Raw genomic sequence first — 10475 nt, forward strand, 5'->3', positions numbered from 1 at the left:
CAGCTGCTCGGCGGCCTCGCGCCGGACCACCCTGCTCGTCGCGCCGGCGCCGCCGGTGCGAAGGCCGACGTCCTCGCCCTCGCGGACGTGCTCGCGGCACCGGTGGTGCACACCCTTCGCTCGAAGCAGGAGATCGAGGGGGACAACCCCTTCGCGTCGGGCTCACCGGGCTGCTCGGCTTCGCGTCGGGCTACCGCGCGATGGACGAGGCCGACACCGTGCTCATGCTCGGCACCGACTTCCCGTACCGGCAGTTCTACCCGCAGGACGCGACCTACATCCAGGTCGACCTGCGCGGTGAGCACCTCGGGCGGCGGGTGCCCCTCGACCTCGGGCTCGTCGGCGACGTCGGCGACACGGTGCGGGCCCTGCTGCCGCTGCTGCAGCCGGCGAGCGACCGCAAGCACCTCGAGGACTCGGTCAAGCACTACCGCAAGACCCGCGACAAGCTCGACGAGCTGGCCGAGCCGCCGAAGAAGGGGCTGCTCGGGGGCCGCAAGCACCAGGCGATCCACCCGCAGTACCTCGCCCGGCTCGTCGACGAGATCGCCTCCGACGACGCGGTCTTCATCCCCGACGTCGGCTCGCCGGTCGTCTACGCCGCCCGCTACCTCGAGTGCCGGGGAGACCGCCGGCTCATCGGCTCCTTCATCCACGGGTCGATGGCCAATGCCGTGCCGCAGGCCGTCGGTGCCCAGCTCGCCCAGCCGGAGCGCCAGGTCGTCACGCTGAGCGGCGACGGCGGCCTGGCGATGCTCATGGGCGAGCTGCTCACGGTGCGCCAGCACGACCTGCCGATCAAGATCGTCGTGCTCAACAACTCGTCGCTCAACTTCGTCGAGCTGGAGATGAAGGCCGCCGGTCTGCCGGGCTTCGGCACCGACCTCGACAACCCCGACTTCTCGCAGGTCGCCGAGGCCTGCGGCATCAAGGGCTGGCGGGTCACGGAGGCCGAGGACCTCGAGGGCAGCCTGCGGGAGGCCTTCGCCCACGACGGACCGGCCCTCGTCGACGTCGTCACCGAGCGGCAGGAGCTGACGATCCCGCCGGCGATCTCCGCCGAGCAGGTCAAGGGCTTCACGCTCTATGCCCTGCGCACCGTGATGTCCGGCCGCGGCGACGAGCTGCTCGACCTGTCGCGGGTCAACCTGCGCCAGATCTTCTAGGAGGAGACCCGATGACCCGACCCGACCTGCCCACGGCCGGCCTGGCTGCCCTTCTCGTCGGCGGCGGGGTGCTGCACCTCGTGCGCCCCGAGGTCTACGAGCCGATCATCCCCGCGCCCCTGAGGGGACGCGCCCGCGAGCTCGTGCTCGTCTCGGGCGTCGCCGAGATCGCCTGCGGCGCAGGGCTGCTCGTGCCGGCCACGCGCCCGGCGGCGGGCTGGGCGAGCGCCGCACTGCTCCTCGGTGTGCTGCCGGCCAACGTGCAGATGAGCGTCGACCACGGCCGACGGGCCCAGCGCAAGGGCACGCCGCAGGCCACGGCCTTCTTCGCGGGGACCCTCGCCCGGCTGCCGCTCCAGTGGCCGCTCGTGCGCACCGCCCTGCGCGCGGCCCGCGGCGGCTGACCCGTGAGCGTACTGGAGTGGTCGCCCACGACCGCGGACGACATCGACTCGCTCGTCCGCCTCGGGAGGGCCTGTCTCGAGCGCGACGGCGGGCTGCCCGACCTCGCCGACCCGCAGCACCTGCGTGACAGCTATCTGACCGACCTGTCGATCTGCGGTCGGGACGAGCTCGGCGACATCGTGGCGGCGGCCGCCATCGGAGTCAGCTCCGACGGCACCCGCACGGCGACCGGCCTGATCGACCCCGCCGCGATGGGGCAGGGGATCGGGCAGGAGGTCGCCGAGTGGGTCATCGGCCACAGCGTCGGGCCGGTGCGCTTCGTCCTGGACTCGGTGAGCCCCGAGGGGGAGACCCTCTTCGCCGAGCTCGGTCTGCACCGCGGCTTCGCGGAGTCGATCATGCGGCACAGCCTGCGCTCCATCCCCTTCGTCGGTCGGCCCGACGACATCGTGACGCTGCCCTTCACCGACGACACCTCCGAGGCCTTCCGCCACGCCTACGCAGCGTCCTTCGGTGATCAGCCCGGATACAGCGCCGGCAGCTCCCGGGCCTGGGGTCGGTGGCTGCGCGAGCAGCGCGGCTTCCAGCCGGAGGACTCCCGGGTCGCCATGGACCGCAGCGGCCACGTCGCCGGCTTCGTCACCCTCTCCGACGGCTGGATCGAGGAGGTCGGCGTCGTCCCGGAGTGGCGCGGCCACCGGCTCGGTGCCCACCTCGTCGCCCGCTCCCTGACGGCCCTCCAGCGGGCCGGCGCCGACGAGGTCTGGCTGGCCGTGGGGTGCGACAACCCCGCCCGGTCGCTCTACGAGCGCCTCGGCTTCCGGAGCCACGGCACCCGAGCCCTCTACGAGCAGCCGGCCCCCACGACGCGGGACTGACCACGATGCTCGAGACCCACGAGGCCCCCTGGCGCAGCCAGGTCTCCTTCGGGCGCCGGATGCGCTACGACCTCAGCGAGATGTGGGGCGACTGGCCCATGGGGTGGAACCGTCTCGGCGTCTTCTTCGTCGCGCCCATCGGGGTGCCCCTCCTGCTCGTGATCGCGGCCCTGCCGGTCGGGTCGGCATGGGACCGTCTCGGGACCCTCGGCTTCGCCGCCGCCCTCGGCCTCTACTGGTGCTCGATCTTCTTCCACATGCTGCGCCCCGGTCCGGGGGTGCGGCTGCTCCTCCTCGGGACCTATGTGCTGGGGGCCGCCGGAGCCGTCCTCGGCGGGCTCGCGCTGCTCACCGTCGCGGTGCTGGGACTCGCCGTCGGCGGCGACGTCGACCTCGGGGCTGGCCTCGTGGGTCTTGGCCTCTGCGTCGGCGGCGGGTTGTGGGCGCTCTGGTTGCGCACCGAGATCCGGGACGGCCCCCGGGATGCCCGTGCGCACCGGACGCCGGGACCGCCGGGGACGCCGGTGCCGATGGTGCTGCCGACCAACCCGGAAGCCTCGCAGGTGATCCTGCGGTCGCCCACCGGTGCCGTCGGCACGACCGTCCTCGGCCCGCTGCAGCCGGCCGCCCCGGTGACCTCCGCCGAAGGAGTCGTCGTGCACTCTCGGGCCGCCGCCCTGCTCGGCGACCCCGGGGCCGGCTCGTCGTGCCGGCGGACGTCCCGACCCGACCCGGCCACGTGCTCGTCAGCGAGACCCTCCGCGGCGGGCAGGTGCACTTCCTCGTGCCGCAGTCCGCGCCGCCCCTTGCGATGATGTGGCGGCACGCCCACCCCGCACCCCCGCAGGAGCATCCGTGACCGAGACCACCGAGACCGACGTCGTCGTGCCCGACGAGGTGGTGGACGCCGTGCGCGCCGCCCGCCGGGTCCTCGTCCTCTCGGCGCCGGGATGAGCGCGGAGTCCGGCGTGCCGACCTTCCGCGATGCGCAGACCGGGCTGTGGGAGGAGTTCGACCCGAGCCAGCTGGCGACGGCCGAGGCCTTCCGGCTGGATCCTCCCTTCGTCTGGGCCTGGTACGCCTGGCGGATGCGGCTGGTCCGCGACGTCGAGCCCAACCCCGGGCACCGGGCGCTCGCCGAGCTCGCCGGGCTGCGCGAGGTGACGATCTCGACGCAGAACGTCGACGACCTGCACGAGCGGGCCGGCTCGGCCGTCGCCGCGCACCTGCACGGGTCGATCTTCGCGCTGCGGTGCAGCGACTGCGAGACGCCGTGGGAGGGCGAGGTCGAGCTGCCGGCGGAGCCGACGGAGCGGATCGACCCGCCCACCTGCCCCGAGTGCGAAGGGGACGTGCGTCCCGGTGTCGTGTGGTTCGGCGAGGTCCTCCCGGAGGCGGACGTCGCGGCGACCGAGGCGGCCATCGAGGCCCTCGAACCGGGCGACGTCGTCCTCGTCATCGGCACCTCGGGTGTCGTCTACCCGGCCGCCGGCTACCCGGCGATGGCCCGCGCCGAGGGGGCGACGGTCGTCGAGGTCAACCCCGTCGACACCGAGATCTCCGACATGTGCCACCACCTCGTGCGCGGCAAAGCGGCCGAGATCCTGCCGACGATGGTCAGCGCCCTGCGCTGACCGCCGGCTCCGGTGTGGGCTCGGGCAGGGCCTCGGGCCGGCGGGGGCGCGAGGCCCACAGCACCCCACCGACGACGAGGGCGCCACCGACGAGCTCGAGCGGGGCGGGCACCTCGTCGAGGAGCAGCCAGGCCAGGGCCAGACCGGTCACCGGCACGAGCATGGAAAAGGGAGCGACCGTCCCCGACGGGTGCCGTGCCATGAGCCAGGTCCAGATGCCCGAGCCGACGACGGTGGCCAGGAGGGTCGTGTAGGCGAGGCCCAGCCAAGCGGGGACCGCCGCGGTGGTCAGGGAGTCGGCGAGGGCCGTGCCGATGCGCTCGGGCCCCTCGACGAGCAGCGACAGGGCGAGCATCGGGACCGGCGGGACCACCGTCATCCACATCGTCAGGTGGAGGGGCCTGGGCGCCGCGGCCAGGCGGGAGGCGAGGTTGCCGAAGGCCCACCCGAGGCCGGCCATGAGCGTCAGGACGAAGGGGAGGAGCCCCGCCTCGGCGTCGAGTCGCTGAGAGCCGACGACGGCCATGCCGAGGGCAGCGACCGCGACGCCGGTCGCGGCGCGGCCGCTCAGTCGCTCGCCGAGCAGGACCGCGCCGAGGACGACGGTGAAGGGGGCCGAGCTCTGCAGGACGAGCGAGGCCAGGCCGGTCGGCATGCCGGCGTCCATCGCGAGGTAGAGGAAGGCGAACTGGAGGATGCCGAAGCCGATGCCGTAGCCGACGAGCCAGCGCGTGGGCACCTGCGGGCGGGGGACGAAGAAGATCGTCGGGATCGCCATGAGGGCGAAGCGCAGCGCCGAGCACAGGAAGGGCGGGAAGACCTCGAGCGAGGCGTGGATGGCGATGAAGTTGGCGCCCCAGAGGACGGCGACGACGACGGCGAGCAGGCGGTGGCGGATCGGCACCCGTCGATCGTCGGTCACCCGACTGTGCAGGACAAGCGAATCTTCATGACCGATCCCTTTAGCCTTCCTGCATGGACATCAGGCACCTCGAGCTGCTGCGCGACCTGCGGGAGCGGGGGAGTCTCGCCGCGGTCGCCGCGGCGACCCACCGCACCCCCTCGGCCCTGTCGCAGCAGCTGCGTACGGCCCAGCGGGCCGCCGGCACCCCGCTCGTCGAGCCCCACGGACGAGGGCTGCGGCTCACCGAGGCAGGGGAGCTGCTCGCCGACGGCGCCGACGAGGTGGCCGCCGCGATCGCGCGGGTCGACTCACGGCTGTCGGAGCACCGGGGCCGGCCGACCGGGCGGGTGAGCGTCGCCGGCCTGCCGAGCGGGCTGACCGCCCTGCTGCCCGGCGCGCTCGTCCTGCTCGCCGACAGCGACGTCGAGCTGAGCATCGACGACCTCGACCTGGCCGAGCACGACTACGCGCGGGCCGCGGCCGACGCGGACATCGTCGTCGCGCACTCGCTGACGAGCGAGGTGCCCGTGGGGAGCGAGGGCCTCGTCGCCACCGTGCTCACCCGAGAGCCGCTCGACGTCGCGGTCCCGACCGACCACCGGCTCGCCCGCCGGGCGACGCTGCGGCCCCAGGACGTCGTCGACGAGACCTGGCTCGCGGTACCCGAGCACTACCCCTTCGACACCGTGCTGCAGCGGGTCGAGGCCGCCTGCGGCCGGAGCCTGCACCGGCGACTGCGGCTGCGGGACAACCACCTCGTCGCCGCCCTCGTCGCGGCCGGCGAGGGGCTGGCCCTGCTGCCGCGCTACACGACCCGCACGGCCGACGAGTTCGCCCTCGTGCCGCTCGTCGACGTGCCCTCCGCCCGGTGGATCGTCGCCCTCTCGCGGCCCGACCGCGCCGAGCGGGCCGCGGTGCGCCTCGTGACCCGACAGCTCGGTATTGCGGGGGCGGCGCTCATGGGTGAGCGGATATCCTGACGCGGTACACCCCCCTTCGTCACGCTTGGAGTCCCGTCCGTGGTCACCCGCATGTCCTCCCTCTTCCTCCGCACCCTCCGGGAGGACCCCGCTGACGCGGAGCAGCCGGGCCACAAGCTCCTCGTGCGTGCCGGCTACATCCGCCGCGCCGCGCCCGGCATCTACACCTGGCTGCCGCTGGGGCTGAAGGTCCTGCGCAAGGTCGAGGCGATCGTGCGCGAGGAGATGGAGGCGATCGGCTCCCAGGAGCTGTCCTTCCCCGCGCTGCTGCCCAAGGAGCCCTATGAGGCGACCAACCGGTGGACCGAGTACGGCGACAACCTCTTCCGGCTCGTCGACCGCAAGGACGCCGACATGCTCCTCGGGCCGACGCACGAGGAGATGTTCTGCCTCGCGGTCAAGGACATGTACACCTCGTACAAGGACCTGCCGCTCGCGCTCTTCCAGATCCAGACGAAGTACCGCGACGAGGCCCGCCCGCGCGCCGGCGTGCTGCGCGGCCGCGAGTTCATCATGAAGGACTCCTACTCCTTCGACATCGACTCCGCCGGCCTGCAGAAGGCCTACGACGCGCACCGCGACGCCTACATCAAGATCTTCGACCGGCTCGGCTTCGAGTACGTCATCGTCCACGCCGACTCCGGCGCCATGGGCGGCAGCGCGAGCGAGGAGTTCCTCGCGGTGAGCCCCAACGGCGAGGACACCTTCGTGCGCGACGCCTCCGGCTACGCGGCCAATGTCGAGGCCGTCGTCGTGCCGCAGGCCCCGCCGGTCGAGGTGACCGCTGGCCCCGCGCACGTCGAGGACACCCCCGACACCCCGACGATCGACACCCTCGTCGCCGCCCTCAACGCCAGCCACCCGCGCACCGACGGCCGCGAGTGGACCGGTGCCGACACGCTCAAGAACGTCCTCGTCACCCTCGTCCACCCTGCCGACGAGGAGCACGACGAGCCGTGGCGCGAGCCGCTGGCCATCGGCGTGCCCGGCGACCGCGAGGTCGACGCGAAGCGCCTCGAGGCCCAGGTGGCGCCGGCCGAGGTCGAGGAGTTCGGCGAGGCCGACTTCGCCGCCCACCCGATGCTCGCCAAGGGCTACATCGGTCCCGGCGTCCTCGGCTCCGAGCGCTCCTCCGGCATTCGTTACCTGCTCGACCCGAGCATCGCCGAGGGCTCCGCCTGGGTCACCGGTGCCGACGAGCACGGCAAGCACGTCATCGACCTCGTCCACGGTCGCGACTTCACCGCCGACGGCACGATCCAGGCGGCGGAGATCCGCGAGGGCGACCCGAGCCCGACCGGCTCCGGCACGCTGACCCTCGCCCGCGGTGTCGAGATGGGCCACATCTTCCAGCTCGGCACCAAGTACGCCGAGGCGCTGGGCCTGAAGGTCCTCGACGAGAACGGCAAGCTCGTCACCGTGACCATGGGCTCCTACGGCGTCGGCGTCACCCGCGCGGTCGGTGTCGTCGCGGAGGACAACCACGACGACCTCGGCCTGGTGTGGCCGCGTGAGCTCGCCCCCTTCGACGTGCACGTCGTCGCGGCGGGCAAGACCGACGAGATCTTCACCGCCGCCGGTGACCTCTCCGCGCAGCTCGAGGCGAAGGGGGTCTCCGTCCTCTACGACGACCGCGCCGGCAAGGTGAGCCCGGGCGTGAAGTTCAAGGACGCCGAGCTCATCGGCGTGCCGACGATCCTCGTCGTCGGCAAGGGTCTGGCCGACGGGGTCGTCGAGGTCAAGGACCGCCGCAGCGGTGACCGCCGCGAGGTGCCGGTGGGCGAGGCCGTCGAGGCCGTGCTCGCCGAGGTGCGTGGCGGGGAGTGAGCGTCGACGAGATGCGCCACCCGCTGACCGTGCGTGAGCGGCCCGAGGCCGGGCCCGTCGAAGCGGTCATCTTCGACTGGGGTGGCACGCTCACCCCGTGGCACACGATCGACCTGGGCCAGCAGTGGCGGGTCTTCGCCCGCGAGGTGCACGGCATCCCGATCGAGTCCGACGAGGTGCCGCAGGAGGACCTCGACCGGGCGCACGAGCTCGCCGAGCGGATCCACGCCGTCGAGGCCGATGCGTGGCGGCAGGTGCGCGACGACCAGCGCGGGGCCCACCTCGACGACATCCTGCGCGAGGCCGGGGCCGACCCCCAGCACGACCGGCACCACGTGGCCCTCGCGGCCTATCGCCGCTTCTGGGAACCCCACACCCACACCGACCCGCAGGTGCGGCCGCTGTGGGCGGGGCTGCGCGAGCGTGGGCTCAAGGTCGGCGTGCTGTCCAACACGATCTGGAGCGGGGACTACCACCGCGAGATCTTCGAGCGTGACGGCGTGCTCGACCTCGTCGACGGTGACGTCTACTCGTCGGAGATCAAGGTGGTCAAGCCGCACCGCGAGGCCTTCGAGGCGGCGGCAGCGGCCGTCGGCGTGCCGGTGACCCACGCGGTCTACGTCGGCGACCGGCTCTTCGAGGACGTGCTCGGTGCGCAGGAGGTCGGCATGCGCGCGATCTGGGTGCCGCACAGCGACATCCCCACCGACCAGCAGGTGACGGTCGACGTCGAGCCCGACGGTGTCGCGCACGAGCTGCTCGACGTGCTCACCATCGTCGACGGGTGGCTCGCGGCCTAGGAACGGCGCTCGGCAGTCACCCGACGCTGTCGCCACCAGCGCCAGGCGCCGGTGCTCCACACCGCCCACACGACGAGGACCGGCTGGAAGAGCAGCCGGATCGCCCGCGCCGTGTCGCTCGTCAGCCCGAAGGCGTCTCGGTGCTCGGTGAGCTGTGCGATGTTGCCGGGGAAGACCGCGACGAAGAGCGCCGCCGTCGCCAGCCCGACCCCCGCTCGGGCGGGATGCCGCCAGGTCACGAGCAGAGCCGCGCCCACGAGGACCTCGACGACACCCGAGACGAGCACGACGAGGTCGGCGTCAGCGGGGAACCACGGCGGGACCTGTGCCTGGAACTCCGTGCGGGCAAAGGTCAGGTGAGCCACGCCCGCGAGGACGAGGACGGAGCCGAGCAGCATCTGCCCGACGGCGCGAACGGGTGAGGTCATGTCTCAGCCTCCCACGACGCCGAGCAGGCGCGCGACGGCGAGCCAGGAGGCGCCGGCGAGGACGAGCGCGAAGCTCGCCACCCACAGCACCGCCGGCACGCCCGTGGCACGGGCGAGCGAGCCCGGGTCGCTGCGGCCTCGATGCCACCGAGCATCGTCGCCAGGTGACGCCAGGCGCCGACGAGGAGCAGCACGCCCAGGCCGACGAGCACCTGCTGCTGCAGGGCGTCGTCGCGCCACCACCACAGGGCAGCGCCCGTCGCGAGCACCGCGACGACGACGAGGCCGGTGAGGGCGGAGCGCACCCGGGTCAGGGCGGCGAGCAGCCCGACGAGCAGGAGGGTGAGCGTCGGGCTGCCCAGCCGGCCGTCGCGAGCCACACGACCGCCGCGCCGACGAGGCCGGGAGCGGGGTAGCCGGCCCAGGTCGTCGCGACCACGCCCGCACCTCGGGCCGGGCCGACGGTCACCGCGTGGCCGGACATGTCCGAGCGCAGGACGAAGCCCGTGAACCGCCGCCCGCACGCCATCCCGACGACCGCGTGGCCGAGCTCGTGGACGAGGGTCACGCCCAGGCGCAGCACCCGCCACGCCGGCCACCACGTGGCGGCGAGCAGCGCGAGGGCCAGGACCACGACGAGGGTCCAGCCGCCGAGGTCGGGTGTGCCCGTCGCGGGGGAGAGGCGGTCGATGAGGTGCTGCACGGGGCAGACGCTAGGGGCGCAACCTGTGCGTGGGAGGGTGGCCCCATGACGCACGTGCTGATCCTCGGTGGGACCGCCGAGGCACGGGATCTGGCTGCCCTCCTCGAGGCGAAGGGAGTGCCCCTCACCTCCTCGCTCGCGGGCCGGGTCTCCCGGCCGCGGCTGCCGGTCGGGCCGGTGCGGATCGGGGGCTTCGGTGGGGTCGAGGGCCTGACCGACTGGCTGCGCGAGCAGCAGGTGAGCGCGGTCGTCGATGCGACCCACCCCTTCGCCGCGACGATGGGCGCCCATGCGGCACAGGCCTGCTCGTCACTGAGGGTGCCGCTGCTGCGGCTCGCCCGGCCCGGCTGGGTGCAGCACCCGGACGCCGCGTCGTGGACCTGGGTGGGCGACCACGTGGCTGCCCGGGAGGCGGCCGACGCGGTGGGGGGCACCCCCTTCGTCACGACGGGCCGGCAGACCCTGCACCACCACGTCGAGGCCTGGGCCGAGCGGCCGGTGCTCGTGCGGCTCGTCGAGCCGCCGGAGGCGCCGCTGCCGGACGCGTGGACGGTGCTGCGCTCGCGGGGGCCCTTCGCCGTCGCCGACGAGGAGGCGATCATGCGCGAGCATGACGTGAGGGTGCTGCTCACCAAGGACTCCGGAGGACGGTTCACCGAGGCCAAGCTCGACGCGGCCCGCCATCTCGGGGTGCCGGTCGTCGTCGTGTCGCGTCGGCGCGCGCCGAGGGGCGTCGCCGAGGCGAGCGAC

Annotated in this window: 10 protein-coding genes and 2 pseudogenes; 9 read left to right on the forward strand and 3 right to left on the reverse strand. The window is 73.4% G+C overall.

What is annotated here, in order from left to right:
• The 5 genes and pseudogenes from AC2W7J_RS10990 to AC2W7J_RS11010 all read left to right on the forward strand — a co-directional run.
• A pseudogene (locus tag AC2W7J_RS10990) lies at nucleotides 1–1166 on the forward strand (thiamine pyrophosphate-dependent enzyme); the annotation flags it as partial.
• 11 nt (nucleotides 1167–1177) lie between these two features.
• On the forward strand, nucleotides 1178–1570 hold the full coding sequence (locus AC2W7J_RS10995) for a DoxX family protein (RefSeq protein WP_255185811.1): 393 nt from the start codon (nucleotides 1178–1180) through the stop codon (nucleotides 1568–1570).
• A 3-nt stretch (nucleotides 1571–1573) separates the two neighbouring features.
• Nucleotides 1574–2449, forward strand: coding sequence for a GNAT family N-acetyltransferase (locus AC2W7J_RS11000; RefSeq protein WP_485982403.1), 876 nt, complete (start codon nucleotides 1574–1576; stop codon nucleotides 2447–2449).
• 5 nt (nucleotides 2450–2454) lie between these two features.
• Nucleotides 2455–3264: a hypothetical protein gene (locus AC2W7J_RS11005; RefSeq protein ID WP_485982404.1), complete on the forward strand. Its 810-nt coding sequence runs from the start codon at nucleotides 2455–2457 to the stop codon at nucleotides 3262–3264.
• 135 nt (nucleotides 3265–3399) lie between these two features.
• Entirely contained in the window at nucleotides 3400–4083 is a 684-nt protein-coding gene (locus AC2W7J_RS11010; protein ID WP_255186325.1) for an SIR2 family NAD-dependent protein deacylase, read from the forward strand.
• On the opposite strand, the gene AC2W7J_RS11015 is transcribed toward AC2W7J_RS11010, so the two are convergent.
• Nucleotides 4067–4987 carry an EamA family transporter gene (locus tag AC2W7J_RS11015; protein ID WP_421007266.1) on the reverse strand — a complete coding sequence of 307 codons (921 nt, stop codon included), beginning with the start codon at nucleotides 4985–4987 and terminating at the stop codon, nucleotides 4067–4069. The genes AC2W7J_RS11010 and AC2W7J_RS11015 overlap by 17 nt on opposite strands.
• A 71-nt stretch (nucleotides 4988–5058) precedes the next feature.
• On the opposite strand from AC2W7J_RS11015, the gene AC2W7J_RS11020 reads away from it, so the two are divergent.
• Genes AC2W7J_RS11020 through AC2W7J_RS11030 form a run of 3 tightly spaced genes read left to right on the forward strand, consistent with a single transcriptional unit; the run spans nucleotide 5059 to nucleotide 8594 of the window.
• The gene (locus AC2W7J_RS11020; RefSeq protein ID WP_485982405.1) at nucleotides 5059–5967 is read left to right on the forward strand and encodes a LysR family transcriptional regulator; all 909 of its coding nucleotides are present in this window, start codon (nucleotides 5059–5061) and stop codon (nucleotides 5965–5967) included.
• 51 nt (nucleotides 5968–6018) lie between these two features.
• On the forward strand, nucleotides 6019–7794 hold the full coding sequence (locus AC2W7J_RS11025; protein WP_485982406.1) for a proline--tRNA ligase: 1776 nt from the start codon (nucleotides 6019–6021) through the stop codon (nucleotides 7792–7794).
• Nucleotides 7791–8594: an HAD family hydrolase gene (locus AC2W7J_RS11030; protein ID WP_485982407.1), complete on the forward strand. Its 804-nt coding sequence runs from the start codon at nucleotides 7791–7793 to the stop codon at nucleotides 8592–8594. The genes AC2W7J_RS11025 and AC2W7J_RS11030 overlap by 4 nt, the downstream gene beginning before the upstream one ends.
• Here AC2W7J_RS11030 and AC2W7J_RS11035 read toward each other — a convergent pair.
• A complete protein-coding gene (locus tag AC2W7J_RS11035; protein WP_485982409.1) occupies nucleotides 8591–9022 on the reverse strand; it encodes a DoxX family protein in 432 nt (143 codons plus the stop codon). The two genes, AC2W7J_RS11030 and AC2W7J_RS11035, sit on opposite strands and share 4 nt — an antisense overlap.
• Nucleotides 9019–9779, reverse strand: a pseudogene (locus AC2W7J_RS11040) (M50 family metallopeptidase). The gene AC2W7J_RS11035 and the pseudogene AC2W7J_RS11040 overlap by 4 nt, the downstream one beginning before the upstream one ends.
• Here AC2W7J_RS11040 and AC2W7J_RS11045 point away from each other — a divergent pair.
• The coding region (locus AC2W7J_RS11045) for a cobalt-precorrin-6A reductase (protein ID WP_485982411.1) at nucleotides 9771–10475 on the forward strand (705 nt) is incomplete at its 3' end. The pseudogene AC2W7J_RS11040 and the gene AC2W7J_RS11045 sit on opposite strands and share 9 nt — an antisense overlap.

Source organism: Janibacter sp. CFPM2_SD2 (genome assembly GCF_057364645.1).

What these genes read in the sequence shown, in the direction of transcription:
- AC2W7J_RS10995 (WP_255185811.1), top strand. Translation starts at nt 1,178, where the DNA reads ATGACCCGACCCGACCTGCCCACGGCCGGCCTGGCTGCCCTTCTCGTC.
- AC2W7J_RS11005 (WP_485982404.1), top strand. Translation starts at nt 2,455, where the DNA reads ATGCTCGAGACCCACGAGGCCCCCTGGCGCAGCCAGGTCTCCTTCGGG.
- AC2W7J_RS11010 (WP_255186325.1), top strand. Translation starts at nt 3,400, where the DNA reads ATGAGCGCGGAGTCCGGCGTGCCGACCTTCCGCGATGCGCAGACCGGG.
- AC2W7J_RS11020 (WP_485982405.1), top strand. Translation starts at nt 5,059, where the DNA reads ATGGACATCAGGCACCTCGAGCTGCTGCGCGACCTGCGGGAGCGGGGG.
- AC2W7J_RS11025 (WP_485982406.1), top strand. Translation starts at nt 6,019, where the DNA reads ATGTCCTCCCTCTTCCTCCGCACCCTCCGGGAGGACCCCGCTGACGCG.
- AC2W7J_RS11035 (WP_485982409.1), bottom strand. Translation starts at nt 9,022, where the DNA reads ATGACCTCACCCGTTCGCGCCGTCGGGCAGATGCTGCTCGGCTCCGTC.